This window comes from Kribbella sp. NPDC049174 (assembly GCF_043197365.1).
Classification (GTDB): Bacteria; Actinomycetota; Actinomycetes; order Propionibacteriales; family Kribbellaceae; genus Kribbella.
Window position 1 is genome coordinate 171,014 of record NZ_JBICSZ010000009.1, and the last position, 26,766, is coordinate 197,779.

Genomic DNA, 26,766 nt, shown 5'->3' on the forward strand with positions numbered 1-26,766 from the left:
CGATCATGTCAGGACGTCCTCGGCGAGACGAAGCGGAGGATGGCGGGGAGCGAGACCACCGCGACGATCATCATCGTGGCGCCCATGATGACCTTGAGGGTCTGCGGCGTTCCCTCCGGTGCGCCCTCGGGCACCTCCGGGCTCGCCATCAGTTTGATCGCGGTGGCGTAGATCAGCGCCGCCACCGGTTTGTAGATGATGAACCCGGCCAGCCAGGCCAGCGCCCGCTTGAACCACATCATGCCCATCTCGGTGTTCGTGGCCGACGCGGTCAACGGGAGAACGCCGACCAGCAGCACGAGCATCCCGTACCGGACGATCATCAGAGCCAGCTGCATGATCGCGGTGATCACCATCAGGATGCCGACGAAGATCACCAGCGCCATCCCGAGCGCCTCGCCGGTGTCCTTGAGCGGGTCGGTCATCAGGTCGGCGAGTTTGCCGGCGAAGCCGCGGTCGTCCGCGTCGAGCGCCTGACTGATGATCCAGGAGGAGAACTGGTCCGCGGCCGAGATCAGGATCGCCGCGAACGCCGCGCCGGAACTCGAGACGACCACCATGGTGAGCAGCGACTTGAGGATGTCGCGGGCCGGTTCACCGCGATGCGACACCGCCATCTGGATCGCGGACGCGATCACCGCGATGGCCGCCACCGTGGCCAGGATGTAGTTGGTGTGCACCTGGATGAAGCCGGCCGCGCCGCTGTTGTTCACCTCCGGGGTGTCGATCCAGACCCAGAGGAAGCCGACCGCTTTCATCACCGCCACGACGGCATCCACCACGACGTCCCTGATGGCGTCGAAGATCAGGTCGAAGAACGGACCGAAGGCCGCTTCGACGGCGTCGCCGAGGTACTTCTCGACGCAGTCGTCCCAGTCCCACGGCGCCCAGGAACAACCCAGGACGATCATCACGCCCCCCTGAATCCGATGTAGCCGTCCAGGGACTGCAGCACGTCGGGCTGGACGCTGCCGTTGAAACTTCCGTCCTCCTGCAGCACGACCTTCCAGTCGCCGCGGGACCAGATCAGCGTGACCGGCAGCGCCGCGACCTTCCGGTCGTCGAGCTGGACGGCGATGTAGACGATCGCCCGGTCGGTCGTGTAGTCGATCACCTTGAAGCCGGCGAACTGTGCCACGTCACCCTCGTTGCGCGGCGTCCGGCTGACCCGGGCCTCGCTGATCGCCAGGTTCCGGCCCGGTCCGGGCGCGATCCGCGTCGCCAGCACGTCGTCGGTGAGGGCGGGATTGCGGATCTGTCCCAGGGTGACCATCGCCGCGAGGACGGCGCCGGTCGGCGAATGGGCGAAGCAGGAGCGCACCCCGGTCCGGTCCATCACGGCCGGACCTCCCTCCTGCTGCAGCGGAATCAGCATGTCGGCCTCGAACTGCCAGCTGACCGCCGACGGCGCCACCCGCGGCCTGCGCTGGTCGGGGTTCTTGAGCTTGCAGCCACCGGCACCGGTCGTGGGCGGCCCGGAGCGTGTCGGGGTGGAGGTCGACGTGGGTTCGTCCGTGGGCGTGGCGGGCGGCACGGACGGTTCCTCGGTGGGCTGTTCGGTCGGTACGACGGCAGTCGGCGAGGTCGTCGGCTGCGTGGTCGGCGTACCCGTGTCCCGGGCGAAGAACCACACCAGTAGGCAGACGACCACAGCTCCGACCACGATCGCCGAGGCGATGAAGCCGCGTTCCTGCCAGAAGACGCCGGTCGTATCGCCGTCGGCGTCGTCTCCCGCAGAACCGGAGCCGGAATCCCTGGTGAACAGTCCCACAGCCGATCAGACTCCGCCGACGGTGTGGGCGATCACTTCAGCTGGTCGACGAGAGCCGTCGCCGAGCCGATCACGATGCAGGCCGCCAGCACCCAGCCCAGCCGGGCCGCGTGCTCGCCACCTTCACCGCGACGCTGACCGATGGCCATCATGGCGCCGGCGATCAGGATGCCGAGACCACAGATCACGTACGCGATCACCTTGACCCAGTTGACCACGCCTTTGAGCTTGTCCATGCCCGGCGGCTCGTCGTCGATCATCGGGATCAGATTCGCGGCCTCGGAGACCAAGTGTACCAACATCATCGCGGTGAATGCCTTTCAGTATGGGGCGGGGTAGTCCGCAGGGTTTGACGCGCGAAGAGCGTAGATGGATTCAAGGACTTCGAAAACCTCGTCCGGGGTGTTGTCAGGGGTGGGTGCCTCCCCTCGGCGCCACTCCTCGATCCACGGGATGTCCCACACCCTCGGCACACCACCGCCGACGATGTCGGCGAAGTCGTCGAGGACGCGGGGCAGCCGGCCGGGTGCGTCCGCGATCAGCACCAGACCGAGTACGGCGACGCCCTGCACGACTCCGGAGGCCCATTCGATCGCGGCCCGCTGGGCGGCCCGAAGACCTGACCCGTTGGTCCGGGCGACCAGGATGACCGGGGTCGGCACCGGCGGCGGCGGGATCGGCCAGCGATGGTTCGCCGCCCGGGTGCCCGGGAGCAACTGCGACATCGTCGTCTCGCCGGCGCCGCCGTGCACACCGACCCACCAGAGCGTGTCCGCCGCGGGGATGGCGAACTTGGGGAGTCGCTGGTCCTCGGCCGGCGCGGGCACGCCGTGCTGTGGTGCGGACGGGCCGCGCGGAGGCTGGTCCGGTGACTGCGGCGTGGGGCCAGGTGGCGGCTGTTGCGGACCCGGGGTCGGCGATTGCTGCCGAGTCCACGGGTTCTGCGTCATGGCCCCTCCTCTCGCGGTGTGTCACAGGCTGTCGCCCACAGTATTCTCGCGCTTTCCGGGTGTACTTTCGTGACCCATCCACAGGCGAGGATGTTTCTACCCCCTTGTCGGGGTCAGTCGAGCCGTGGGCTCGCGTCGTCGGGCCTGCCCGGGCTCCAGACATGCCGTTGGTGCGCTGGACATGCTAATGGTCTACTTTGCCGGTGGCTCGGGTGGTGGCTCACCGACGTAGCGGTCTGGACCACTGGCGACGGCGCTGTCGGAGTCGAGTCGGACGAGGTGAGGAGACGGGTGGCGGCAATGAGAGGTCTGCGTGGCTGAGAAGATCCCCTCCTGGCCCAAGGTGACGATCCGGCTGTACGACGACCACAACGCCGAGGTGAAGATCGCCGGGCGTAGTCACCCGGTCAACCACCACGACCCGCGGCAGGCCGCGATCGCCCTTGTGAGCGAACGGGCCGGCCAGCTCGGCCGGGCGGTCAAGGCGACCGCGGTGGAGTCCGACGGAGCTTCCTGGCCGCTCATCATCCACCCGGACGGCCGGGTCGAGGCGGTCGACACGGACGCCCGCGGGAAGAAGAAGGGCGAGGAGAAGCCGATCTGGCCGATCATCGTCGCGTTCGTGGTGGCCGGCGTACTGATCGCCGGGACGGCGCTCTACCTGACCGTGTTCAGCGGGGGTGACGGTGTGGCCAAGCCGACCGCGTCACCGAAGCTGCCGGCCCTGCCCGAGCCGAAGGTCGAGCCGGACCAGTTCGCCGCCCGGCCGGCGCCGCTCGGCTGGACGACCAAGGCGAGCTGGACGGTCGACATCGCCGAACGGACGGTGCCCGCGGTGTCGCCGGACGGCACGGAGGTCGCCGTACTGACGCCGGACGACAAGATCGCGGTGTTCGACAGCAACGGCAAGGTGCTCTGGCAGGACAAGGTGCCGAACGACGCCGAGAGCCCGGTCTACACCACGATCGACTCCAAGAAGGTGCTCGCCGTGGTCTCCTCGGACACCTTGTACTACTGGGCCGGCGACGGCGCCGAGGCCACCGAGGTCGAGCTGCCGGACTCGGCGAAGGTGCAGTTCTTCGGTACGTCGCCGCTGGTGTCGATGGGTTCGGCCGGGGCCAGTGTGGTGTCCGGCGGCGAGCTCAAGACGGTGCCGAACCAGAAGCGGTTGTCCACCATCCTCCTCGCCGAGGGCGACAAGGCGCTGATGGCCCGGTACGAGGGCCCGCTGTACTGGAGTCAGCCGGGCAAGGACCTGGTCGAGCTCGCGCTCAAGCCACCGACGGGGGCCAAGGAGATCGATCACATCGTTGCCGCGAGCCCCGGTCGCGCGCTGGTGCTGTGGAAGTCGCCGAAGTCGACCGACCTGATCCCGGCGGTGCACTCGACCGCCGACGGCTCCGTCATCGCCACCTGCCGGGCCACGTCCGCAGGCGACCTGGACACCTGGGACTGGGTCCCGGACATCGGCCGCAAGGTCGCGGCCTGGGGTGAGTGCCTGATCGACCTCACCCGCGGGAAGACGTTCTACTACGAGGGTTTCAAACCGCAGTCGATCGCCGGCACGACCATCTACGGAACTGCTCGCGAAGGCCTGGTCGCCACGACACCAGGCGGTCGTTCGTACCCCCTCCAGCAGTCCACTGCCCGCCCGTGGGGTCTGGCCGGCAGCCACGCCATCGTCGTCCACGACTCCGTGGTCTACGCCCTGGACAAGAAGCAGTGACCACCACCCGTTGGACCTGGCGGAGCGCCGGAGCCCGGGCGCTCGGGGGTGTGCTGGCGGCGATGATGCTGCTGGTGCCGTCGGGCGTGGCGGTGGCGGCCGAGGATCCGGTCCCGGTGCCGTGGCCGGCGGTGGACAAGCCGGACACCGGTGGCACCGCGGCCGATCCTGCGCCGGCCGCCTGGCCGGCCGTCAGCAAACCGGAAACCGGCGGCAACGGCACCGATCCCGCGCCGCAGCAGTGGCCGGCGCCCCAGCCAGGCTGACTACCCCGGGAATGAGTAAGGCCCGCGCTCCCAGGTGGGAGAGCGGGCCTTACCGGGAACTGCTGAGGTGTCAGCCTGCGGCGACCTCGAGGCGGACCGTGGCGGCCACCTCGGGGTGGAGCTGGACCGAGACCTGGTGCTTGCCGGTGGTCTTGATCGGCGAGTCGATCGCGATCGCCCGCTTCTCGACCAGCGGCCCGCCGGCGGACTTGATCGCACCGGCGATGTCGGCCGGGGTGACCGAGCCGAACAGCCGGCCGGTGTCACCCGCCTTGACGTCCAGCTTGACGGTGAGCTGCTCGAGCTGGTTCCTGACCTCGCTCGCGTGCTCCTTGCCCTGGATCGCCCGGGCGTCACGCGCCCGCTTGATCGACTGGATCTGCTTCTCGGCGCCGCGGGTCCAGCCGATGGCCAGGCCGCGCGGGACCAGGTAGTTGCGGCCGTAGCCGTCCTTCACCTCGACGATGTCGCCAGGGGCTCCGAGGCCCTCGACCTCCTGCGCCAGGATGAGCTTCATGTGCCGGACCTCCCTCAGCGAGCCGTGCTCGTGTACGGCAGCAGGGCCACCTCACGAGCGTTCTTGATAGCGGTGGCCACGTCACGCTGGTGCTGCACGCAGTTCCCGGTCACCCGGCGGGCGCGGATCTTGCCGCGGTCCGAGATGAACTTGCGCAGCAGCGCGGTGTCCTTGTAATCGACGTACGTCGCCTTGTCCTTGCAGAAGCCGCAGACCTTCTTCTTCGGCTTCCGAATGATCTTGGCCATTGTGGTGCTCTCTTCCTTCCAGAGCCCGGCACTCGTGCCGGAATGGTCACTCTTGTCTCGTGGTCACGACCCGGAACCGGATCAGAACGGAGGCTCCTCCATCGAGCCACCGCCGCCCTGGCTGGCCCAGGGGTCGTTCTGCGGGGCGGACTGTCCGCCCCCGCCTTGCTGCTGAGGGGCCGCCCAGGGGTCGTTCTGCGCGGCGCCGCCCTGGCCGCCGCCGAAGTTCCCACCCTGGTTGCCACCGCCACCACCGAAGCCGCCGCCGCCTTCGCCGCCGGGACCGGAGCGCATCGCCCGGGTCACCTTCGCGGTGGCGCTGCGCAGGCTGGGCCCGACCTCGTCCACGTCGATCTCGAAAACCGTGCGCTTGTTGCCCTCACGGTCGTCGTACGTGCGGGACTTGAGCCGGCCCTGCACGATCACGCGCATCCCGCGCTGCAGCGACTCGGCCACGTTCTCCGCGGCCTGGCGCCAGACGGAACAACTCAGGAACAGCGACTCGCCGTCCTTCCATTCACCTGTCTGCCGGTCGTACGTCCGCGGCGTCGACGCGATCCGGAAGTTCGCGACGGCGGCGCCGGACGGGGTGAACCGGAGCTCAGGATCGTCGACAAGGTTGCCGACCAGTGTGACGACGGTTTCGCCTGCCATTGCCGTTCCTCCTGCTTTCGGGTGTGACTGTGTCTTCAGCTGTCAGTAGTACCGGCTGGCGCCGACAGTACCGATGGCTGCTGACGACCCCAGGGTCAGTGCTGGTCCGGCCGGATGACCTTGGTCCGGAGGATCGACTCGTTCAGCGTGAGCTGACGGTCGAGCTCCTTCACCACCGCGGGCTCCGCGGTCAGGTCGATGACGGCGTAGATGCCTTCGGCCTTCTTCTTCACGTCATAGGCAAGCTTGCGCCGACCCCAGATGTCGAGCTTCTCGACCGTGCCACCTTCCTTGCGGACGATGTTCAGGTACTGGTCGATGGAAGGCTCTACGGTGCGCTCATCGAGCTCAGGGTCGAGGATCACCATGACTTCGTAACGACGCATGCGCGAACTCCACCTCCTTCGGACTTGGCGGCCACGGTCTCTCCGTGGCAGGAGGGCGATGCGATGGCTCCGCGCCGACACTTGCCGCCGACGCCAAGCAACGAGCCCGGTCGATGGACCGGGCCACACCGAAGAGAATACCAGCGTCCGGACGCCACCTTGACCATATCCACAGGCCACTTTCAGTGACTCTCCGTCACCGTCCGACCGCCTGAGGAGAGGTACGGCGGATCACCAGCACGAGCAACGGTAGGGCGAGAACCGCGGAGAAGCCGGCGAGGAGCACGAAGCCGCCCAGTGTGTACAGCCAGGGTGAGGTCGCGGAGGCGAGCGCGGCGACGGTCCAGATGGACGACTCGACCTTGCTCTCCTGGTCTGCGGAGACCAAGTGCGCACTGCCACCGAGGTAGCACAGGTTCCAGGCATAGCCGAGCAGGAACAGAGCCGGTCCGAAGGCGAGACCAGTCTGGGTGACCAGTACGGCGGACACGAGCAGCAGAGCGAGTCCGGCGAGCATCACCGGCCGCGCCCCGGACCGGTCGATCCACCAACCGGTCAGCGGAGCCAGTGCGAACATGCCGAGGGTGTGAGCGGACAGCATCACGCCCAGCAGACCAAGCCCGTCGCCGTGCTGATGCGTGTGCACAGGTACGGACGACATCAACGCGACCATCACCAGATGCCCGACGATCATCACACTGGCGGCGAGGACGAGCGGCGTACGAACGGACTCGGCAGGGCGCGGCTGGTGCTCCGGCAGAGGCTCGTCGGCGCGGTGAGTACTCCGGATGTAGGTGGACGCGACCAGTGCGCCGAACACGGTGGCCAGTGCGAGCAGGAACGGTCCAGACACCGCCGGCAGGCCGAGAGCCGTCGCGAAGGACTGTGACGGTGCCATGAGGAACGGTCCGGCGACGGCACCCGCGGTACTGGCCCAGACGACTGTGCTCATGGCTGACCCGCGTCGAGTTGCTGGTACGGCGTCAGCCGCGGCGTACCGGGACAGGAGACTCGCTGCGTTGCCGGCACCGAGCAGGAACATGCCGATGAAGAGCAGTGCCACTTGTGCACCAACAGCGGTCAGCACTGTCAGCGCTCCACCGGCGACACCGAAGCCGTAGCCGATGCGGAGTGCCTGAGCGCGTCCCAGGCGCGCGGTCCAGCGGCCCACGGCGAGTGCGCCTGCTGCGGTGCCAAGTACACCAGCGGTGTTGGGTAGGCCGGCCAAGCCAGGGCTCAGCCGGTCGGAGACCAGGATGGTGCTCATCGCACTGGCCGCGATCATGGCGGCGTTCATCAGCGCCGCGGCCAGAACGATGGGGATCAGCATGTCTACAACGCTAGGAAGGCGGCCGTTGTCGTTCAATGCATGAAGTAAGGCGTTCGGCCTTGTGGAGTAGCGATGTCGAAGGTGTTCTGGGGAGATGACCTTTCAGGAGCGAGACCTGGACGCGACCGACTGGCAGATCCTCGCCGAACTGCAGGCCGACGGGCGGCTGTCGTTCAACCAGCTGGGCAAGCGGGTCAACCTGTCGCCGCCTGCCGTGGCGGATCGGGTACGACGGCTGGAGGAGTCCGGCGTGATCGCCGGGTACCGCGCCCAGGTCGACCCGGCTCGGGCCGGCCAACCACTGTCCGCCTTCGTCCAGATGCGCTGCACGACCGGACGGTGTCTGCTGAAGACCACGCGCGCCGAAGACTTCCCGGAGGTGCTCGAGATCCACAAGCTCAGCGGCAACTCCTGCTCCATGCTTCGCGTCCGCGTCACCTCCATGCGCCACCTCGAAGGCCTCTTCGAACGCCTCGGCGAGCACGGCGAGATGAACACCCATGTCGTCCTCTCCACCGAATTCGAAGGCCGGCCGGTCCAGCCCCCGACCCACGACCCACGTCCCGTCACCCGATCGGCGGGATGGGGTTCCTGAACTGTCGGTACCCAGTCTTAGGGTGGGTTCATGAGCTTGAAGTTGGGTGCGCATGTGGACCAGCAGGACCCGTTGGCCGAGGCGGCTGATCGGGGCGCCGACCTGGTGCAGTTCTTCCTGGGCAATCCGCAGGACTACAAGGCGCCGAAGCTCGCGTACGCCGACGGCGAGGAGGCACTGCGGGAGCGGGCCGCCGTGGCGGGCGTCGATCTGTACGTGCACGCGCCGTACCGGCTGAACGTGGCGAACACGAACAACCGGATCCGGATCCCGAGCCGCAAACTGCTCCAGCAGACCCTGGACAAGGCGGCCGAGATCGCGGTCAAGGGTGTCATCGTGCACGGCGGGCATGTCGGCGACGAGGACGACCCGGAGGCCGGGTTCGACAACTGGCGCAAGTGCATCGAGCGGGCCGAGCTGCCGGTCCCGCTGCTGATCGAGAACACGGCCGGCGGCGAGAACGCGATGGCCCGTCAGCTGGACCGGATCGCCCGGCTGTGGGATGCGGTGCAGGCCTCGGGGAACGACCGGCTGGAGAACGTCGGCTTCTGCCTGGACACCTGCCACTTCCACGCGGCCGGCGAGGAGTTGCCGACGATCGTGGAAAAGGTGCTGGCGATCACCGGGCGGATCGATCTGGTCCACGCGAACGGCTCACGGGACGAGTTCGGCTCCGGCGCCGACCGGCACAGCAACTTCGAAGAGGGTCACATTGATCCGGCCGACATCGTTGCGGTGGTGCAGGCCGCCGGCGCCCCGGTGGTCGTCGAGACGCCGAACGCGGATCACGGTCAGAAGGCCGACATCGACTACCTCAGGGCTCATCTGAAGTAACCGCACCCAGGCCGTGGACCCAGTAGGTGATACCCCACGGCAGCAGCAGCGCCAGCGCGGTGGTGTTGCGGGTGGGGATGGCGATCCCGGCCGTGATGGCGACGAGGACCAGTACGGTCGACACCTGGAAGAGGTCGAGTCGGCCGAGCACGCGGGTGTGCAGTGTCGTCCGGTTGAGCGTGCACGCGACGTACAGCGCGATCAGGGCGAGGAGGGAGAGCCCGGCGACGACCACGCCGAGCCAGGCCGTGCCGCCGTACTGATCGACGCCTTCGCGCAGCATGTCGGTGACCTGGAAGAAGCCGACCATGGCGGTCAGCGCGGCACACCCGCCGAGCAGGCGCCCAGCGGTACGGCGAGCGCGGTCCGGGTCCGGCGAAGGGTCCGGTGCAGGATCCGGTGCAGGGTCCGGTTCAGGATCAGGTGAGGGGGCCGCCATGTGGGGGACCGTAGCGCAGCCGGGACAATGGCCGGTATGCAGACCTGGCCCGAGCGGTTTCCCGAGCTCTTCGCGGCGGACTACTGGGCCTGGGGTGATCTCGACGTCCGGTTCCAGACCGAGGAGCCGCCGGACGAGCTGATCAGCAACGTGCACGTGATCGGCCGGACCGACGGTGGAATCGTTGTCTGCGGCAACGACCTCGGCTGGCGCTTCCTGCCCGGCGGGACCCGCGAGCCCGGCGAGACGATCGAGCAGATCGTGCACCGCGAGCTGCTCGAGGAGGCCGGCGCCCGGCTGACCGGTCCGATGACGTGGCTCGGTGCGCACCGCGCCGAGCACCGCCGCCCGGGGCCGTACCGTCCGCATCTCCCGCACCCGATCTCGTACTGGGCCAACGTCGTCGCGGACGTCGTGATCGAGCAGGAGCCGACCAACCCCGACGACGGCGAGCAGGTGGTCGAGGTGCTGGTGCTGTCGCCGGACAAGGCGATCGCCTATCTGGACGCGCAGCCCGACGGGATCATGGGCAACCTGGTCAGACTGGCGCAGGCAATGGAGCTGGTCTAGCCGCCTTCCACGGCAGCACGACGGCACTGATCAGGCAGCACGCGCCCGCGACGTACATCGCGCCACGGATCCCGATCACTGCCGCGAGCACACCACCCAGCGCCATGAACAACGGCTGCACACACCGCGACGTGATCGACCACGCGGTGAACACCCGCGCCATGTAGCCGTCCTCCGTCGCCTCCATCCGGTACGTCGCGAACGACGGGTTGAACGCACCGGCCGCCACCAGCATGCCGGTCTCGGCGACGGTGATCACGACCAGTCCGGCGATCCCGGCCGGCGCCAAGGGCAACAACAGCAGCCAAGGCGCCCGCAGTACGCCGAACACCAGCAGCATCCGATGCAGTCCGTACCGGAGGGTGAGCCGCGGTGCCAGCCGCGCACCCAGCACGGCGCCGAGACAGGACACTCCGAGCGACAGACCGTAGCTCCACGGTGCGAGTCCCAGGTCGCGCAGCATGAGCACGGTGAGCAGCGGGGACGTCATCATCACCGGACCGCCGAAGATCTGCGAGTTCCAGAACAGGACGGCCAGACCGCGATGCCGCAGGATGTACTTCCACCCGGCCGTGATGTCTGCCTTCTCCGTCCGGCGAGGGGGCGGCGGCTCCGGCTGCCGGATCCGCCGGATGCCGATCGCGGACAGCAGGAACGACACCGCGTCGACGGCAAGAGTCACGGTCGCACCGATCAGACTCACCAGCGCACCGCCGATCGGCGGACCGACGCTCATCGCCAGCCAGGTCGTCTGCTCGAACTTGCTGTTCGCCTCGGCCCTCCCCTCGGCCGGAACCAGCGCCTTCAGATGCGCACCGCTCGCGGCCGTGAACGCGATCAGCGCCGCCGCCTGGACGACGCCGACGACACACAACTGCGCATAGGTCAGTACGTCGAACGCCGCCGCGACCGGGACACTCAGCAACACCCCGAAGCGGACGAGATCCGCGGCGATCATCACCGGCCGTTTGTGGCGCTGCTCGATGAAGTCGCCCATCGGCAGCGCGAGCGCGGCGCCGGCCAGCGCCGAGATGGCGGCGAGCAGCGAGACCTGGGACGTGCTGACGTCGAGCGCGAGGATCGCGACGAACGGGAGGGCTCCGGATCCGATCGCGGTTCCGACGGCGCTGACGGTGAAGGCGGTCCACAACCGCCGGAAGTCCCGACCCAAAGACATCCCGCGATCGTAGGGATCGGCACCGACAAGATCAGCGCAGGTTGAGACCGCCGTCGAGCAGGATCACCTCACCGGTGAGGTAGGAGTTGTGGATCACCGCTGAGATCAGGTCGGCGACATCCGACGGTTGCGCGGCACGGCGCATCGGACTCGACGTTTTCCACAGCTCCTGGGCAGCGGTCCAGTCGGCGGTCATCGGGGTGTCGACCAGCCCGGGTGCGACCGCGTTCACGCGGACTTCGGGGCCGAGGGCCGCGGCCAGCAACTTGGTTACGTGATTGAGCGCGGCCTTGCTGGCGGCGTACCCGATCGAGCTTCCCTTCGGCCGGACGCCGGCATGACTGGTGACGTTCACGATGCATCCGCCCGACTCCCGGAGCGCGGGCAAGGCCGCCGTACACAGCAGCCAGGGAGCGATCAGATTGACGTCGAGCAGTCGCCGCCAGTCGTCGGCGGTCAACGACGAGAGCTCCGCATGCGGCACCGGCCAGCTGATCCCCGCGTTGTTCACCAGTACGTCGAGCCGCCCATGCTCAGCCAGCACGCTGGGGACCAGGCCCGTCGCCGCCGCGTCATCGGCCAGGTCGGCCTGGTGATAGGTCCCGCCGAGCTCTGCGGCCAAGGCGACCCCGGCGTCCCGGCTCGACCGCGAGTGCACCGCGACCGTCATCCCCTCGGCCGCCAACCGCCGAGCGGTCGCCTCCCCGATCCCCGAAGCCGATCCCGTCACCAACGCCACCTTTTGCACGGGCGCCAGCCTACGGAGCGCGGTAGCGGAGGCCGTCCATGAGGAGGTTCAGGGCCCGGTCCGCCTGGTCGCGGTTCTTGCCGGTGGCCAGGGCGACGCCGCTGATGCTGATGAGGACGTCGTCGGCCGAGACATCGCTGCGGAGGTCGCCGGCGGCGGCGCCGGCGTCGAGCAGGGGCTTGATGGCGCCGACCAGGAGCTCGAAGCTCTGGGCGTACGGGTTCGCGCCGGACGCGATCACCGCACGCAGCGCGTCGGCCATCCCGAGCTTGCGGGTCATGTAGTCGATGTAGCGGTCCATCCAGGCGCGCAGCGCCTCGGCGGGCGGCATCGAGTCGAGCAACTCGGGAGCGGCGTCGCAAATGGAGGCCAGCTCGCTCCGGTACGCCGCCTCGATCAGCAGCTCGCGGGTCGGGAAGTGCCGGTAGAGGGTGCCGATGCCGACACCGGCGTCCTTCGCGATCCCCTCCAGCGTCGCCTCGAGTCCGCACGTCGAGAACGCTCGTGCCGCGGCGGCCAGAATCTGGTCCCGGTTCCGCTGCGCGTCCGCCCGCAGGGGGCGCTCGCCAGTGCCCATCTCCCCTCCCTTCTGACCCCAGAACCTAGCGGACTTGATAACCGGAGGCTCCTCCAGTTAACTGGGATTTACCGGAGGCTCCTCCGGTTAAAGCGTAGCTCGCAGAACAGGACCGACCTGATGAGCAGAATCACCACCCCCTTCGACCACGACTCCACCGCCGCCCAGGTGATCGCCGGCGTCGACCTGTCCGGCCGCCGCGCGGTCGTCACCGGCGGCGCGTCCGGCATCGGCGTCGAGACCGCTCGCGCCCTCGCCTCGGCCGGCGCCGAGGTCACGCTGGCCGTCCGCAACACCGCGGCCGGTGAGCGCACGGCCGCCGAGATCATCGAGACGACCGGCAACAATCACGTCTTCGTCGCACCACTCGAGCTCGCCGACCGCGAGTCGGTGCAGGCGTTCGCGAAGAACTGGGACGGACCGCTCCACCTCCTGATCAACAACGCGGGCGTGATGGCCGAGCCGCTCAACCGCACGCCCGAGGGCTGGGAGCACCAGTTCGCCACCAACCACCTCGGCCACTTCGGGCTCGCGACCGGCCTGCACGGCGCACTCGCCCAGGCCGGCGGCGCCCGGATCGTCTCGGTCAGCTCCAGCGCGCACCTGCGCTCGGACGTCGGCTTCGACGACATCCACTTCGAGCACCGGCCGTACGACGAATGGTCGGCGTACGGGCAGTCCAAGACCGCTAACGTGCTGTTCGCGGTCGAGGCGGCCAAGCGCTGGGCGAGTGACGGCATCATCGCCAACGCGCTGATGCCGGGCGGGATCCGGACCGCGCTGCAGCGCCATGTGGACCCCGAGGCGCAGAAGGGCTGGGACAGATTCCAGTGGAAGACCGTCGAGCAGGATGCGTCGACCTCGGTGCTGCTGGCTGCCTCGCCGCTGATCGATGGCGTCACCGGCCGGTACTTCGAGGACAACAACGAGGCCGTGCTCAACACGGGTGAGGAATTCAGTGGTGTCGCGGCGTACGCCCTCGATCCGGAGTCGGCCACTCGTTTGTGGGATGTCTCGCTGAAACTGCTGGTCCAGTAGTCCGCGGGGGTTGATCAGGAAACCGGCTCGGCTACGGTTCAAAGCTTCGGGCCGGTAACCTGACCGACCGTGAGTGACTTGAGCATCCGGACCATCTCGGCCGACGAGCACGCTGCCTATATCGCGGCGCAACCGTCGGCAAGCTTCCTGCAGACCCCTGGGTGGGCGGCGGTGAAGAGTGAGTGGAAGGCGGAGTCACTCGGCTGGTTCGACCCGAGCAATCCGGGCGAACTGCTCGGGGCCGGCCTGGTGCTCTACCGGCAGATGCCGAAGGTGAAGCGCTACCTGGCCTACCTGCCCGAGGGCCCGGTGATCGACTGGGACGCCGTCGACCTCGGCCGCTACCTGCGCCCGCTCGCGGCGCACCTGCAGGAGCGCGGCGCGTTCGGTGTCCGGATGGGTCCGCCGGTGGCGACCCGGCGCTGGGGTGCGAAGACGATCAAGGACGCGATCGCGGGCGGTCAGCAGCCGAAGCTCGGCGATGTCCGGTCCGACGTGATCGAGCCGTCCGGTGCCACCGTGGCCGCACAGTTGCGCGCGCTCGGGTGGAAGGCGCCGCGCGTCGGTGACGGCTTCGCTGCCGGACAGCCGCAGTACGTGTTCCAGGTGCCGCTGGCCGGTCGCAGTCAGGACGACCTGCTCAAGGGCATGAACCAGCTCTGGCGGCGCAACATCAAGAAGGCGGAGAAGGCCGGCGTCGAGGTGACGCAGGGCGGCGCCGAGGACCTGAAGGCCTTCCACCAGCTGTACGTCGAGACCGCGGAGCGGGACCACTTCACCCCGCGGCCGCTGCCGTACTTCATGAAGATGCAGGCGGCGATGGCGAATCAGCCCGCCGACTGCTGTGACTTCCGGATCTACAACGCCTATCACGAGGGCGATCTGGTCGCTTCGACGATCTGGGTCCGGGTCGGTGGTCATTCATGGTACTCCTACGGAGCCAGCTCGACCGCCAAGCGGGACGTGCGCGGATCGAACGCGATCCAGTGGCGCATGATGTCGGACGCACTCGCGGCGGGTGCGTCTGTGTACGACCTACGGGGCATCACCGACACCTTGGACCCGAACGACCCGCACGTCGGGCTGATCCAGTTCAAGGTCGGCACCGGCGGCGAGGCCGTCGAGTACGTCGGTGAGTGGGATCTGCCGTTGAACAAGGCGCTCTACACCGCATTCGACCTCTACATGAGACGGCGTTGACACCATGCCCCTAGTCCTGCACGTCGATTCCGATCGATGGCGCGAACATCTGCGTTCCACGTGGAACCCCGACATCGTCCCGGTCGCCAAGGGCAACGGGTACGGCTTCGGCAACCAGCGGCTGCTGGCCGAGGCGCGTGCCCTCGGTGCGCGGACCGTCGCGGTCGGCACGTACTTCGAGGTGCCGCCGGACCCGCGTGAGGACATCGTCGTCCTGTCCCCCTGGCGGCCGTTCCTCGACATCCCGCAGAGCAAGAACGTGATCCACACGGTCAGCCGGCTGGCCGACCTGGTCTCGATCCCGGCCGGCAGCCGGGTGCTGATCGAGGTGATGACCTCGATGCGGCGGCACGGGATCGGCGCCCGCGAACTGCGGCACACGATGCTGCTGAACGCGCTCGACCGGATCCGGTTCGAGGGCTGGTCCCTGCACTTCCCGATGGGTGCCGGCGGTACGTCGGCCAACGTCCGCGAAGCCGCCGAGCTGGGGAAGGCCGCCCAGGCGGTCCGGCGGGGACCGCTGTGGGTGTCGCACGTACCGGCGCAGAAGCTGACCGACATCGGCGAGAACGTCAAGCTGCGGATGGGCACCGGGCTCTGGCTCGGCGACCGCGGCGCGCTGACCGTGCGGGCCACGGTGCTCGACGTGCACTCGGTTCGCCGCGGTGAGCGGGTCGGCTACCGGCAGCGCCGGGTCAGCGGTGACGGCCACGTCCTGGTGGTGTCGGGCGGGACCGCGCACGGCGTCGGCCTGGAGGCACCGACCGCGGCGGCCAGCGTGCGCCAGCGCGCGATCGCGATGGCGAAGGGCAGCCTGGACGCGGCCGGGATGGCGCTGTCGCCGTTCACCATCGAGGGCAAGCAGCGCTGGTTCGCGGAGCCGCCGCACATGCAGGCCAGCATGCTGTTCCTGCCGTCGTCGGTGGCGCCCCCCGCGGTCGGCGACGAGGTCGGCGTCGACGTCCGCTACACCACCACGACGTTCGACAAGGTGTCGATGGACTAGGCCGGCTCAGGCCGGTGAGGCGAGGTCGATGACAGTGCCGTCGGGGCAGCGCAGGTAGGACGTGACCTGCCCCCACGGTGACTTCTCCGGCTGCTTCAGCGGCTCCGCGCCGGCCTCGACGGCGCGCTGGAAGTCGCCCTCGACGTCCTCACTGGTGAGCCCGAGCTCGAAGCCCACCGCGCCAGGTGTGCCGACCTCGGACAGGTGGCTCTGGCCGACCGCGTAGGTGGCGAAGACGATCTTGGTGTCACCGGCGTCCACCTCGCCGGCGCCCTGGTCCCAGTACGTGCCCTTCCACCCGAACGCGCGCTCGAAGAACTCGATCGAGGCCTTCGCGTCCTCGACGTACACGATGGTCTTCGCGAACTTCATCACAGGTCTCCTAGGTCGATTCAGCGGCAGGACCATCCCGCCACCCAGCCTGACGCATCCCGGCGGAGAAGTGTGACAGTTGACTTCAGGTGGACCTGAAGTTTCAGCCTGGGACCATGAGCCTTCTGGAACGGATCGAGGAACGGCCCGGAGCAGCGGAGCTCCGGGCGGAGTCGTACCGGTTGCTGGACCTGACCCGAGGCGCGACCTGCGTCGATGTCGGGTGCGGCGCCGGCCACGCGGTCGCCGAGCTGACGGCGGCCGGCTTGAAGGTGACCGGTGTGGACGCGGATCCATCGGCTATCGACGCTGCCCGGACCCGGGCGCCCGAGGCGATGTTTCACGTGGCACATTCCGACGACCTGCCGCTGGAGAACGCGTCGGTGGACGGCTACCGGGCCGTCCGGCTCTTCCACCTGCTGGAGGACTCGGTCCCGACCGTGGCCGAGGCCCGGCGGGTGATCCGGCCGGGCGGACGCATCGTGCTGGGCGGCCAGGACTACGGGTTCCTGCTGATCGACAGCTCCGACCAGGACCTGACCGACGTCGTCCTGCTCGGTCTGGAGTCCCGATCGGTCGCTCCCCGAGCCGCGCGCAGTCTGCGGGACGTGCTGCTGGATGCCGGGTTCCGCGACGTCGAGGTCGTCGTACACACCGAAGTGGTCACCGACCACCGGCTGCTGGCGCGTCAGCTCGAGATGGCGGCTGCCGCCGCGGTCGAGAAAGCCCTGATCACTCAGGACGACGCGGACAGCTGGCTGGCCGAGCAGGCTGATCGTGGGCGGCAGGACAGGTTCCTTGCCGTCCTTCCGACGCTACTTGTCGGTGGCCGCCGCTAGCGTGCGGAGAATGATTCCACTGGCAGGTGTAGTGCTTGACGCGCCCGACCCTCGGAAGCTCGCGCGGTTCTACTGTGAACTGCTCGGCTGGGAGCTGGGCGACGACGAGGAGGGCTGGGCGACCGCGAAAGGCCCGGAAGGCAGCTCCACGCTGTCGTTCCAGATCGAGCCGAAGTTCCGTACGCCGACCTGGCCGAGTGAGACCGAGAAGCAGCAGATGCAGCTGCATCTCGACTTCAAGGTGGACGATCTGGAGGCCGCGCACCAGCACGCGACCTCCCTGGGCGCCCGGCTGCAGGACTTCCAGCCCCAGCCCAACGTCCGCATTTACGCCGACCCGGTCGGCCACATCTTCTGCTTCTTTGTCTAACGCTGCTTGAGGTGACCCTTCCAGCGGACGGTCGGTAGCAGGGCGGCGTGGTCGACGCGGTCCTTGTTGGCGGCAACGATGTCGAACATCGAGTCGATCAGTGTGTCGGACAACAGGTGCGGCTCCAGACCGAGACCGACCAGGCCGGTGTGCTGCACGTTGTAGTAGTGCTCCGCCTGCTCCACCCGCGGGTTCTCCAGGTGCTCGACCTGCACCGGGCCGGGGAAGCACTCGGCGACCTTGTCGGCGATCTGGCTGACCGAGTAGCTCTCGGTCATCTGGTTGAAGACCCGGAACTCACCGGCGTCGGCCGGGTTCTCCACCGCGAGCCGGATGCACTCGACGGTGTCCCGGATGTCGAGCAGCCCACGGGTCTGCCCGCCGGTGCCGTACACCGTCAGCGGCTCGCCGAGGACGGCCTGGATCACGAACCGGTTGAGCACGGTGCCGAACACGGCGTCGTAGTCGAACCGGGTGGCCAGCCGCGGGTCCTGCACGGTCTGCGGCGTCTGCTGCCCGTAGACCACGCCCTGGTTCAGGTCGGTGACCCGCAGGCCCCAGACCCGGCAGCCGAACTCGAGGTTGTGCGAGTCGTGCACCTTGCTCAGGTGGTAGAACGAGCCCGGCTTCTTCGGGTAGAGCATCCGGTCCTTGCGGCCGTTGTGCTCGACCTCCAGCCAGCCTTCCTCGATGTCGATGTTCGGCGTGCCGTACTCGCCCATCGTGCCGAGCTTGACCAGGTGGATGTCCGGGTTCGTCTCGGCGACGGCGTACATCAGGTTCAGCGTGCCGACCACGTTGTTGTGCTGGGTATACACGGCGTGCGCGCGGTCGATCATCGAGTACGGCGCCGCCCGCTGCTCGGCGAAGTGCACGATCGCGTCCGGCTCGAACTCGCGCAGTACCCCGTAGACGAAGTCGGCGTCGAGCAGGTCACCGGCGTACGCCGCGATCCGCCGGCCGGACACTTCCTCCCAGGCCGCGACCCTGGTGTCGAGGTCCTGGATCGGGACCAGGCTCTGCACCCCCAGCTCGCGGTCGTAGCCCCGACGGGCGAAGTTGTCGAGGACGGCCGTGTCGTGGCCGCGGTCTGACAGATGCAGCGCGGTCGGCCACCCTAAGTAACCGTCACCGCCCAGGACGAGTACGCGCACGGCTCGGCCGCCTTCCTGTGGGGATGTTGGCTTTCACCTTCCTTCCTATCCCGAGTACCCGCTCCACTAACGTGATCGGTCCCACTCAGAAGCTGGGAATTGGCTATGAATCCGCCGCTCAGGGCGCGATTGGGTGCGGGGGTGCACAATAGGCGCAATGCGTACTTTGACCAAGGTAGCCAACGGATTCGGCCTGAGCCGGACCCGATTGTTGCTGTGGGCGAAGTACTCGGCGGCTTCGGTAGTCGCGACCGTGGTCAGTCAGATCGCGTTCGCACTGTGTTACTGGTTCGGTACGGCGCCGCTCGTGGCGACCCTGGTCGCCTTCGTCTCCGGGACCACGCCGAGCTACCTGATGAACCGCCGCTGGACCTGGGGCCACACCGGCCGGCCCGGCCGTGAACTATTGCCCTACGCAATCATCGCGGTGACCAGCGCGGTCATCGCGGCGGTCGTCACCACGCTGACCGACCGCTGGAGCGAGTCCTGGGTCGACTCGCACGCCTGGCAGACGGTCCTGGTCAGCGGTTCCTACCTGGGTACGTACGGCGTGCTGTTCATCCTGAAGTTCGTGCTGTTCGATCGCTACGTGTTCGCCAAGAAGCCGTCGCAGTCGTCCGAGGACGCCGAGCCCGCCGAAGCACGTACTCCCGTAGCCACGTAGTCGTCATCACCCGCGCGTAGTTCGCGCCGTACACGAGGCCGGGCCCCTTCTTGCTGGTCCCGTCGCCGCGGCGCCGCATCGTCATCGGCAGCTCGACGACCCGCGCCCTCAGGGCGAGGGCCCCGAGCAACAACTCCGACGACTGGTACTGGGGCTCGCGCAACGTCACCGCGGTCGCCAGCTCGGACCGCATCGCGCGGAACCCGAACGACGTGTCGGTCAGCTTCCGCCGAGTCAGAATCGACGCCAGGACGGCGAAAACCCGCACCCCGACCCAGCGCAACCGACTGTCCGCGTCCTCGGCGCCTAGCCGGCGCGACCCGGTGACGAAGTCGGCGCGGTCGAGCAGAATCGGCTCGAGCAGTACCTCGAGCTCCTCGTTGTCGTACTGCCCGTCCGCATCGGTCGTCACGACGTACTGCGCTCCGCCCTCGGCGGCGAGGTGGTAGCCCAGCCGGAGTGCGGCGCCCTGACCACGGTTGCTCGGGGCAACACACACGAAGGCGCCGTGCTCGCGGGCGACCTGAGCAGTGTCGTCGGTCGCGCCGTCGACGACCACCAGGACGTCGACCGGGAGCCCCGCACAGGTGCGCGGCATGTTCGTCAGCACCGGGCCGATCCCGCCCGCCTCGTTGTAGGCGGCGATCACCACGACGATCGGGGCGAACGACGGCGTGCCGAAGTCCTTCACCGCAAGGGAATCCACGGCGTCCGGATAGTCCGCCATCGCGGGGCGCGCCTGGTCCTTGCCGAGCAACGCACGCAACCCGATCGCCCCGGCCAGCGGGAAGAGCACCAGACCGGGCAGCTGGTAGCGCCAGGAGAACTCAAAGGCCGCGGAGCCCAGCAGCAGAATCACACCCATTGCCGCGGGCAGTAGTGCGGCTGACCGGAGTCCAGATGTCTTGGCACGCCCGAGACCGGCTACCGCGGCCAGTGCGATCAGCACGCAGAACCCCAGCGCGAGCCCGGACGTGTAGCCGCCGTTCAGCTGGTACGCGCGCAGGATGACCGCAGGCCCGTGCGACACGTGCGGCTCCGACCCACCCCATTTCACCGCTGCCTTGGTGGTGTTGGGGTCCTGCAGGTTCGGATACGTGGTCTGGAACTGCCAGCGCTCCAGCGGTACATCGTCCGGCGATGTGGTCCGCGTCGGTGCGAAGCCCTTGAAGAAGTCCTTCAGGGCAGCCCAGGTGACGTCGAGTGGCTGATGCCGGATCACCAACCGCGCGAACTCTGTCGCCAGCTCCTGCTTGGTGGTGCCGGGTGGTAGCGGTCCAGGCCAGTTGGGGTCGCCGTAGTGGTTGTGCGCGTACTTGTCGACGCCGAGACGCTCGCCGAGTGGCTCTTTCGGGCAGAACAGCCTGGTGCCTTCGTTGAGCGGCAACTTGGCGCAATTCGCAACCACGGCGGTCCGGCCGTACAGCACCTGGTTCTCAGCACCTGTGAATCCCCACCGACCGGTCTCCGCGTGGAAATAGACCGCATAGGCGCTGAACACCACTGCGAACCCGGCTATGGCTGCGGCAGTACGTCGTACCAGGTCTAGACGACGGCGACGCCATGCGTTGCCCACCACGACCAGGTAGAGCACCACTGCGATCAGCAGAGTCATGCCGATGGTGCGGACCGCGAAGGCGGCGCCCAGGAGCAGACCGACCGCAAGTGCACGCTTCCAGCCGGGTACGCCCCAGCCGAGCAGCAGCCAGAGGATCCCCACGAGCAATACGTCGAAGGTGGTCTCGGCCATGATGTTCTGCTCGATCTGCACCTGGTAGGCGTCGAGCAGGAGCGGTGCGGCGGCTACGGCGGCCAGCCAGCGGTACACGTTCAGCCGGCGGGCCAGTGCGTAGATGGCGATACCCAGCAGCAGTCCGACCAGGTGCTGCACGATCACGACGAAGGTGACGCCGCCGAGCGCCTCGAGAGGGCGCAGTACGAACTCGTAGCCGATCGGGTTGAGCGCGTCCGGCTTGAGCTCCTTCATGTTGTTCAGGTACTGCACCGAGTCGGTGTAGATGATCGCCGGCCGGTACGCGATGGTCGCGAGGACGCGCAGTATGGCGCCCACCAACAGGAAGAGGGCGAGCAGCCAATGCGTTCGAAAGAACAACCTCAGCCCGCCCCCTCGCTTCGCTCGGGGGCGGGGTAGGTGATTGGTCACTGGTTTCGGAAGTACTGCCATGTGCGGGCGAGCCCGTCCTCCAGCGACACCGTCGGCTCGTAGCCGAGGTCGTTGGTGATGTCGACGACGACCGCCGGCATCTCGCCGGCCGGTGCCTCGATGTGCTCGGCCGGGACCGGACGGCCGGTCACCCCGCGCACGGTCTCGACCATCTCCAGCACGGACACGGACCGACCGGATCCGATGATGGCGCGGCCGTCGTACCCCTTGTCGAGCGCCAGGAAGATGCCCGCGACGACGTCGTCGATGTAGACGAGGTCGCGTCGCTGCTTGCCGTCGCCGTAGATCCGGACACCCTCGTCCTTGAGTGCCGCCCGCATCATCCGCGGCACGAAGCTGTCCTTGTGTGACATCCCCGGGCCGTAGACGTTGGTGAACCGCAGTGCCGCGGTGGCGAGACCGTAGCTGCCCGAGTACGCCGACAGCAGCATCTCGCACGCCGCCTTGGTCGCCCCGTACGGCGTCAGCGGCCTGAGCGGGAGGTCCGCGGTGATGGTCGACGTACCCACGTTGCCGACCACCGCGTTGGTCGACGCGAGGACGAAGCGGTCCACACCGCTGCCATGGGACAGCTCCAGCAGGACCTGGGTGATCGTCACGTTCTGGGCGAAGGTCTGCATCGGTGCGTCGACCGAACGCAGTACCGAGGTCAGCGCGGCCAGGTGGACCACAGCGGTCGGCCGGGTCTCGAAGGCCGCGATGCAGACCTCCTGCTCGGCCAGATCACCAGTCACGACGTGCACGCCCTCGTCCCAGGACGAGTCCGGCGGCTCCCGATCCACCGCCGTCACCGGGACACCCCGCTGCCGCAGGCCGGCCACGACGGCCCGCCCGATGAATCCGGCTGCCCCGGTCACCAGCACTCGTTCGTCCATGTCCTTCAACCTACCGTCGGCCGGCCAATCGCGGGACACGGGCGAACGGTGTGCGACGAACCCTTGACCCCAGGTGATCATGATGGGCAGGATCACTTCGGACGCGGGCTGACAACCTTGTCATCGGGGCCGCGTAGAACCCACTGGCGGGCGGCTGGTGTCGCAGGGGGCTGTGTGGTTCCCGCGGCGGCGGCTGTCTGCCGGTCCGGCTTGCTAGGAGCGTGGATGAATCTCCGCCGCCCACTGGGGCTCGTCGCGTCTCTCGGACTCGTTGTGACAATGTCCTCTGCTATGACGCCAGCGAATGCCGTCCCACCCTCTGCCGCCGCTGCCGAGGAGCAGCCGGTGGTCACCGGTTCGTCGTTCTTCACCTCGTTCGAGCCGGGTCAGCCGCAGCCCGGGTACACCGATGCCGTCGAGACCGGCCCGGACGGGACGCCGCGCACCGACGGGGTTCGCGGCCCGACGCCGACCGGGATCGGCGGCAGCGAGATGGACAAGGTCACCAAGGTGACCGCGAACGGTGAGAACACCGGTGGCGGCGAGATCGCCACCAACGCGGCCGACGGTGACAAGTTCACCAAGTGGCTGGTGTTCGAGCCGACCGGCTGGCTGGTCTACGAGACCTCGGCCCCGGTGGTGATCCGCAAGTACGCGCTCACCTCGGCCAACGACGCCGACGGCCGCGACCCGCAGAACTGGACCGTGCAGGGCTCGAACGACGGGACCACGTGGACCACGCTGGACACCCGGACCGGCGAGAGCTTCGAGAACCGGTTCCAGACCAAGGAGTACAGCTTCACCAACGAGACGGCGTACAAGTTCTTCAAGCTGGACATCACGCTGAACCACGGTGAGAACATCGTCCAGCTCGCCGACTGGTATTTGTCCAACGGCGCCCCGCTGCCGCCGCCCGGCCCGACCGCGGAGTCGCGGCTGGACTCCGGCCCGAGCAGTGCCTACAACGCCCGTGCCCGGGTCGGGTTCACCGGCGTCAAGTCGTTCCGGTACGCCGGCCACCAGACCACCGAGGGCCGTGGCTACACCTGGAACAAGATCGCTGACGTCGACCTGAAGGTCGGCAAGGACACCCGGCTGTCATACAAGATCTTCCCCGAGCACACCGAAGGCGATCTCAGCTACCCGAGCACCTTCGCCGCACTCGACCTCGCGTTCACCGACGGCACGTACCTGAGTGACCTGAAGGCTCGCGATCATCACGGCTTCGAGCTCAGCCCGCGCGGCCAGGGCGACGCCAAGGGTCTGTCCACGAACCAGTGGAACAACGTCGAGGCAGACCTCGGCAAGGTTGCCGCCGGCAAGACCGTGGCCCGGATCCTGATCGGCTACGACAAGCCGTCCGGACCGGCCGAGTTCCGCGGCTGGGTCGACGACATCCGGATCGCCGCCGCGATCAACCCCGACCGCGCCGCCCAGAAGACCGCGGCCAGGCACCCGTCGGACCTGGCGATCACCACCCGCGGTACGAACTCGACCGGTGGGTTCTCCCGCGGCAACAACTTCCCGGCGACCGCCGTACCGCACGGCTTCAACTTCTGGACGCCGGTGACGAACGCGGGTACGACGTCATGGCTGTACGACTACGCCAAGGGCAACAACGAGGCCAACAAGCCGACCCTGCAGGCGCTGTCCATCAGCCACGAGCCGAGCCCGTGGATGGGCGACCGGCAGACGTTCCAGGTGATGCCGTCGACGGCGGCCACACCGACGGCCGACCGGAAGGCGCGGGCCTGGTCGTTCAGTCACGACAACGAGATCGCCCGGCCGTACTACTACGGCGTCACCTTCGACAACGGCAACGCGGCCGAGATCGCGCCGACCGACCACGCGGCGATCCTCCGGTTCTCGTTCCCGGCCGGCAAGGCGTCGCTGGTCTTCGACAACGTGAACAACAACGGCGGTCTGACCCTGGACCCCGCGACCGGTGTCGTCACCGGCTTCAGCGACGTCAAGAGCGGCCTCTCCACCGGCGCCGGCCGGCTCTTCGTGTACGGCGTGGTCGACGAAAAGGTGGTTGCCTCCGGCAAACTGTCGAACGGCGGCGGCGCGAACGTGGGCGGCTACTTCTCCTTCGACCCGAAGGTGACCCAGGTCCAGCTGCGGATGGCGACCTCGCTGATCGGCACCGAGCAGGCCCGGAAGAACCTGGAGCTGGAGCTGCCGGCCGGATCGAAGTTCGGCAAGGTCAAGGACGCCGCACAGGACCAGTGGGACGCGAAGCTGCGCACCATCGAGGTCGAAGGTGCGACGGCCGACCAGCTGACCACCCTCTCCTCGAACCTCTACCGGCTGTTCCTCTACCCGAACAACGGCTCGGAGAACACCGGGACGGCTGCCAAGCCGGTGATCAAGTACGCGTCGCCGACCTCGCCGAAGGTTGGCACCGACACCCCGACCACGACCGGTTCGAAGATCGTGGCCGGCCAGACGTACGTGAACAACGGCTTCTGGGACACCTATCGCACCGTGTGGCCCGCGTACTCACTGTTCGCCCAGGACACGGCCGCGGAACTGGTGAACGGGTTCGTCCAGCAGTACAAGGACGGCGGCTGGATCTCCCGCTGGTCGTCCCCGGGCTACGCGAACCTGATGGTCGGCACCAGCTCCGACGTCGCCTTCGCCGACGCCTACCTCAAGGGCATCAAGGGGATCGACGTCCAGGCGACGTACGACGCCGCACTCAAGAACGCCGCCGTCGTACCGCCGTCGCAGAACGTCGGCCGCAAGGGCCTCGACCTGTCCACGTTCAACGGCTACACGGCCAACACCACCGGTGAGGGCTTCAGCTGGTCGATGGACGGCTACATCAACGACTTCGGCATCGCGAACATGTCGAAACAGCTGTACGACACCGCGAAGAAGAGCGACCCGCGCAAGCAGGAGTACCTGGACAACTACAAGTACTACCTGAACCGGGCCCGCAACTACGTGACCCTGTTCGACCCGGCGATCGACTTCTTCCAGGGCAAGGGCCCGGACGGTGTCTGGGGCAGCTCGCCGAGCACCTTCGACCCGCGCGCCTGGGGTCACGACTACACCGAGACGAACGCGTGGAACATGGCGTTCTCGACCCCGCAGGACGGCGCCGGCCTGGCCGCGATCTACGGCGGCCGCGACGGCCTGGCCAAGAAGCTCGACGAGTTCTTCAGTACGCCGGAGGACGCGCTGCACACCGGCGGGTACGGCGGCACGATCCACGAGATGCTCGAGGCGCGCGACGTACGGATGGGTCAGTACGGGCACAGCAACCAGCCGTCGCACCACATCACGTACATGTACAACTTCGCGGGTCAGCCGTGGAAGACGCAGGCGCTGGTGCGGGAGTCGTTGTCGCGGCTCTACCTGGGTTCGGAGATCGGGCAGGGCTACCCGGGTGACGAGGACAACGGGGAGATGTCCGCGTGGTACCTGTTCAGCATGCTCGGGTTCTATCCGCTGCAGATGGGCTCGCCGACGTACGCGATCGGCTCGCCGCTGTTCACCAAGGCAACGGTGCGGCTGCCCGGCGGCAAGAAGCTGGTGGTCAGTGCACCGGGCAACAGCGCGCGGAACGTCTACGTCAAGAGCGTCCGGGTGAACGGGAAGAAGTGGACGTCGACCGCGCTGCCCCACTCGTTGATCGCCGACGGGGGCAAGATCGAGTTCGAGATGACGGACCAGCCGTCGACCTGGGGCAGCGGCCGGAACGACGCGCCGCCGTCGATCACCACCCCGGGCGAGGACCCGAAGACGTGGCAGGACTCGACCTCGGACGAGGGTGCGGTGGTCGGCGCCGGCGGTCAGGACGTGACCGCGCTGACCGACGACGACGCGAAGTCCCAGGTCACGCTGACCGGCGCGAACCCGACGATCACGGTGGCGCTGCCGCAGGGCCGGCCGGTCGGGATGTACACGCTGACCAGCGGCGCCACCGGTGCCGCGCCGTCCGCGTGGGTGCTGGAGGGGTCGAACGACGGTACGACGTGGTCCCCGGTCGACCGTCGTACCGGCGAGAAGTGGGCCTGGGCGTCGTACACCCGGTCCTTCAGCATCGCCTCGCCGAAGGCGTACACGCAGTACCGGCTGGTACTGACGCCGGCCGGAACCGACGGCGTGACGCTGTCCGAGATCGAACTGCTCGGGACGCTGAAGGGTGTCGAGCCCGGAACGCACCCGAGTGACAAGCGAGCGGCCGAGACCAAGCCGAGCCCGACGCCGTCGCAGTCGATCGACCGGAACTACGGGTAACAGTCAGCGGGGCGGCGGCCTCAGGCC

General features: G+C 68.1%; 29 protein-coding genes. 12 read left to right on the plus strand and 17 right to left on the minus strand.

Annotated features, from left to right (window positions below; genetic code table 11):
- Nucleotides 1–8: 8 nt before the first annotated feature.
- Genes ACGFIF_RS35030 through ACGFIF_RS35045 form a run of 4 tightly spaced genes read right to left on the minus strand, consistent with a single transcriptional unit; the run spans nucleotide 9 to nucleotide 2,721 of the window.
- Nucleotides 9–911, minus strand: coding sequence for a type IV secretion system protein (locus ACGFIF_RS35030; RefSeq protein WP_393160393.1), 903 nt, complete (start codon nucleotides 909–911; stop codon nucleotides 9–11).
- Complete coding sequence (locus ACGFIF_RS35035) at nucleotides 911–1,771, minus strand: hypothetical protein (protein ID WP_393160394.1); 861 nt, start codon at nucleotides 1,769–1,771, stop codon at nucleotides 911–913. The genes ACGFIF_RS35030 and ACGFIF_RS35035 overlap by 1 nt, the downstream gene beginning before the upstream one ends.
- A 32-nt stretch (nucleotides 1,772–1,803) precedes the next feature.
- Nucleotides 1,804–2,076 carry a conjugal transfer protein TrbC gene (locus tag ACGFIF_RS35040; RefSeq protein WP_393160395.1) on the minus strand — a complete coding sequence of 91 codons (273 nt, stop codon included), beginning with the start codon at nucleotides 2,074–2,076 and terminating at the stop codon, nucleotides 1,804–1,806.
- Between the two features lie 15 nt (nucleotides 2,077–2,091).
- Nucleotides 2,092–2,721, minus strand: a complete 630-nt coding sequence (locus tag ACGFIF_RS35045) for a DUF6668 family protein (protein ID WP_393160396.1) — start codon at nucleotides 2,719–2,721, stop codon at nucleotides 2,092–2,094.
- A gap of 313 nt (nucleotides 2,722–3,034) precedes the next feature.
- On the opposite strand from ACGFIF_RS35045, the gene ACGFIF_RS35050 reads away from it, so the two are divergent.
- Both ACGFIF_RS35050 and ACGFIF_RS35055 read left to right on the plus strand, forming a co-directional pair.
- On the plus strand, nucleotides 3,035–4,447 hold the full coding sequence (locus tag ACGFIF_RS35050; RefSeq protein ID WP_393160397.1) for a hypothetical protein: 1,413 nt from the start codon (nucleotides 3,035–3,037) through the stop codon (nucleotides 4,445–4,447).
- A complete protein-coding gene (locus ACGFIF_RS35055) occupies nucleotides 4,444–4,713 on the plus strand; it encodes a hypothetical protein (RefSeq protein ID WP_393160398.1) in 270 nt (89 codons plus the stop codon). Before ACGFIF_RS35050 ends, ACGFIF_RS35055 begins: the two co-directional genes overlap by 4 nt.
- Nucleotides 4,714–4,783: 70 nt before the next feature.
- Here the strand turns inward: ACGFIF_RS35055 and rplI are convergent, their stop codons facing one another.
- From rplI to ACGFIF_RS35080, 5 genes are all read right to left on the minus strand, one after another.
- On the minus strand, nucleotides 4,784–5,230 hold the full coding sequence (gene rplI / locus ACGFIF_RS35060) for a 50S ribosomal protein L9 (RefSeq protein ID WP_393160399.1): 447 nt from the start codon (nucleotides 5,228–5,230) through the stop codon (nucleotides 4,784–4,786).
- A gap of 14 nt (nucleotides 5,231–5,244) precedes the next feature.
- Nucleotides 5,245–5,478 (minus strand): 30S ribosomal protein S18, encoded by a 234-nt coding sequence (rpsR, locus tag ACGFIF_RS35065; RefSeq protein ID WP_012924539.1) that lies wholly within the window; start codon nucleotides 5,476–5,478, stop codon nucleotides 5,245–5,247.
- Nucleotides 5,479–5,559: 81 nt separating this feature from the next.
- The gene (locus tag ACGFIF_RS35070) at nucleotides 5,560–6,132 is read right to left on the minus strand and encodes a single-stranded DNA-binding protein (RefSeq protein ID WP_393160400.1); all 573 of its coding nucleotides are present in this window, start codon (nucleotides 6,130–6,132) and stop codon (nucleotides 5,560–5,562) included.
- Nucleotides 6,133–6,227: 95 nt separating this feature from the next.
- Nucleotides 6,228–6,518, minus strand: coding sequence for a 30S ribosomal protein S6 (gene rpsF / locus ACGFIF_RS35075; RefSeq protein WP_132211461.1), 291 nt, complete (start codon nucleotides 6,516–6,518; stop codon nucleotides 6,228–6,230).
- Between the two features lie 196 nt (nucleotides 6,519–6,714).
- Nucleotides 6,715–7,848, minus strand: coding sequence for an MFS transporter (locus tag ACGFIF_RS35080; RefSeq protein ID WP_393160401.1), 1,134 nt, complete (start codon nucleotides 7,846–7,848; stop codon nucleotides 6,715–6,717).
- A gap of 94 nt (nucleotides 7,849–7,942) precedes the next feature.
- Between ACGFIF_RS35080 and ACGFIF_RS35085 the strand changes: the two genes are divergently transcribed.
- Together ACGFIF_RS35085 and ACGFIF_RS35090 are read left to right on the plus strand one after the other, a co-directional pair.
- On the plus strand, nucleotides 7,943–8,443 hold the full coding sequence (locus ACGFIF_RS35085; RefSeq protein WP_393160402.1) for an Lrp/AsnC family transcriptional regulator: 501 nt from the start codon (nucleotides 7,943–7,945) through the stop codon (nucleotides 8,441–8,443).
- A gap of 30 nt (nucleotides 8,444–8,473) precedes the next feature.
- A complete protein-coding gene (locus ACGFIF_RS35090; protein ID WP_393160403.1) occupies nucleotides 8,474–9,277 on the plus strand; it encodes a deoxyribonuclease IV in 804 nt (267 codons plus the stop codon).
- Here ACGFIF_RS35090 and ACGFIF_RS35095 read toward each other — a convergent pair.
- A complete protein-coding gene (locus ACGFIF_RS35095; protein ID WP_393160404.1) occupies nucleotides 9,258–9,716 on the minus strand; it encodes a hypothetical protein in 459 nt (152 codons plus the stop codon). The two genes, ACGFIF_RS35090 and ACGFIF_RS35095, sit on opposite strands and share 20 nt — an antisense overlap.
- A 36-nt stretch (nucleotides 9,717–9,752) precedes the next feature.
- Between ACGFIF_RS35095 and ACGFIF_RS35100 the strand changes: the two genes are divergently transcribed.
- Nucleotides 9,753–10,286, plus strand: a complete 534-nt coding sequence (locus tag ACGFIF_RS35100; protein ID WP_393160405.1) for an NUDIX domain-containing protein — start codon at nucleotides 9,753–9,755, stop codon at nucleotides 10,284–10,286.
- Here the strand turns inward: ACGFIF_RS35100 and ACGFIF_RS35105 are convergent.
- From ACGFIF_RS35105 to ACGFIF_RS35115, 3 genes are read right to left on the minus strand one after another with little or no spacing between them, the layout of a single operon-like run.
- Nucleotides 10,255–11,463: an MFS transporter gene (locus tag ACGFIF_RS35105; RefSeq protein ID WP_393160406.1), complete on the minus strand. Its 1,209-nt coding sequence runs from the start codon at nucleotides 11,461–11,463 to the stop codon at nucleotides 10,255–10,257. The two genes, ACGFIF_RS35100 and ACGFIF_RS35105, sit on opposite strands and share 32 nt — an antisense overlap.
- Nucleotides 11,464–11,494: 31 nt before the next feature.
- Entirely contained in the window at nucleotides 11,495–12,193 is a 699-nt protein-coding gene (locus tag ACGFIF_RS35110; RefSeq protein ID WP_393160407.1) for an SDR family NAD(P)-dependent oxidoreductase, read from the minus strand.
- 28 nt (nucleotides 12,194–12,221) lie between these two features.
- Nucleotides 12,222–12,788: a TetR/AcrR family transcriptional regulator gene (locus ACGFIF_RS35115; RefSeq protein WP_393160408.1), complete on the minus strand. Its 567-nt coding sequence runs from the start codon at nucleotides 12,786–12,788 to the stop codon at nucleotides 12,222–12,224.
- 120 nt (nucleotides 12,789–12,908) lie between these two features.
- On the opposite strand from ACGFIF_RS35115, the gene ACGFIF_RS35120 reads away from it, so the two are divergent.
- The 3 genes from ACGFIF_RS35120 (at nucleotide 12,909) to ACGFIF_RS35130 (ending at nucleotide 16,032) form a co-directional block, all read left to right on the plus strand.
- Complete coding sequence (locus tag ACGFIF_RS35120; RefSeq protein ID WP_393160409.1) at nucleotides 12,909–13,826, plus strand: SDR family NAD(P)-dependent oxidoreductase; 918 nt, start codon at nucleotides 12,909–12,911, stop codon at nucleotides 13,824–13,826.
- A 69-nt stretch (nucleotides 13,827–13,895) separates the two neighbouring features.
- Nucleotides 13,896–15,026 carry a lipid II:glycine glycyltransferase FemX gene (locus tag ACGFIF_RS35125; RefSeq protein ID WP_393160410.1) on the plus strand — a complete coding sequence of 377 codons (1,131 nt, stop codon included), beginning with the start codon at nucleotides 13,896–13,898 and terminating at the stop codon, nucleotides 15,024–15,026.
- 4 nt (nucleotides 15,027–15,030) lie between these two features.
- Nucleotides 15,031–16,032: an alanine racemase gene (locus ACGFIF_RS35130; protein WP_132211472.1), complete on the plus strand. Its 1,002-nt coding sequence runs from the start codon at nucleotides 15,031–15,033 to the stop codon at nucleotides 16,030–16,032.
- A 6-nt stretch (nucleotides 16,033–16,038) separates the two neighbouring features.
- Here ACGFIF_RS35130 and ACGFIF_RS35135 read toward each other — a convergent pair whose 3' ends face one another.
- Nucleotides 16,039–16,404 carry a VOC family protein gene (locus ACGFIF_RS35135; RefSeq protein ID WP_393160411.1) on the minus strand — a complete coding sequence of 122 codons (366 nt, stop codon included), beginning with the start codon at nucleotides 16,402–16,404 and terminating at the stop codon, nucleotides 16,039–16,041.
- 116 nt (nucleotides 16,405–16,520) lie between these two features.
- On the opposite strand from ACGFIF_RS35135, the gene ACGFIF_RS35140 reads away from it, so the two are divergent.
- Both ACGFIF_RS35140 and ACGFIF_RS35145 read left to right on the plus strand, forming a co-directional pair.
- On the plus strand, nucleotides 16,521–17,243 hold the full coding sequence (locus ACGFIF_RS35140; protein WP_393160412.1) for a methyltransferase domain-containing protein: 723 nt from the start codon (nucleotides 16,521–16,523) through the stop codon (nucleotides 17,241–17,243).
- A gap of 10 nt (nucleotides 17,244–17,253) precedes the next feature.
- The gene (locus tag ACGFIF_RS35145) at nucleotides 17,254–17,613 is read left to right on the plus strand and encodes a VOC family protein (protein ID WP_393160413.1); all 360 of its coding nucleotides are present in this window, start codon (nucleotides 17,254–17,256) and stop codon (nucleotides 17,611–17,613) included.
- On the opposite strand, the gene ACGFIF_RS35150 is transcribed toward ACGFIF_RS35145, so the two are convergent.
- Entirely contained in the window at nucleotides 17,610–18,767 is a 1,158-nt protein-coding gene (locus ACGFIF_RS35150; RefSeq protein WP_393160414.1) for an NAD-dependent epimerase/dehydratase family protein, read from the minus strand. The genes ACGFIF_RS35145 and ACGFIF_RS35150 overlap by 4 nt on opposite strands.
- 157 nt (nucleotides 18,768–18,924) lie before the next feature.
- On the opposite strand from ACGFIF_RS35150, the gene ACGFIF_RS35155 reads away from it, so the two are divergent.
- The gene (locus ACGFIF_RS35155) at nucleotides 18,925–19,431 is read left to right on the plus strand and encodes a GtrA family protein (RefSeq protein WP_393160415.1); all 507 of its coding nucleotides are present in this window, start codon (nucleotides 18,925–18,927) and stop codon (nucleotides 19,429–19,431) included.
- Here ACGFIF_RS35155 and ACGFIF_RS35160 read toward each other — a convergent pair.
- Nucleotides 19,325–21,502: a glycosyltransferase family 2 protein gene (locus tag ACGFIF_RS35160; RefSeq protein ID WP_393160416.1), complete on the minus strand. Its 2,178-nt coding sequence runs from the start codon at nucleotides 21,500–21,502 to the stop codon at nucleotides 19,325–19,327. The two genes, ACGFIF_RS35155 and ACGFIF_RS35160, sit on opposite strands and share 107 nt — an antisense overlap.
- 89 nt (nucleotides 21,503–21,591) lie before the next feature.
- A complete protein-coding gene (locus tag ACGFIF_RS35165; RefSeq protein ID WP_393160417.1) occupies nucleotides 21,592–22,491 on the minus strand; it encodes an NAD-dependent epimerase/dehydratase family protein in 900 nt (299 codons plus the stop codon).
- Between the two features lie 291 nt (nucleotides 22,492–22,782).
- Between ACGFIF_RS35165 and ACGFIF_RS35170 the strand changes: the two genes are divergently transcribed.
- Nucleotides 22,783–26,739, plus strand: a complete 3,957-nt coding sequence (locus ACGFIF_RS35170; RefSeq protein WP_393160418.1) for a GH92 family glycosyl hydrolase — start codon at nucleotides 22,783–22,785, stop codon at nucleotides 26,737–26,739.
- Nucleotides 26,740–26,766: the final 27 nt, after the last annotated feature.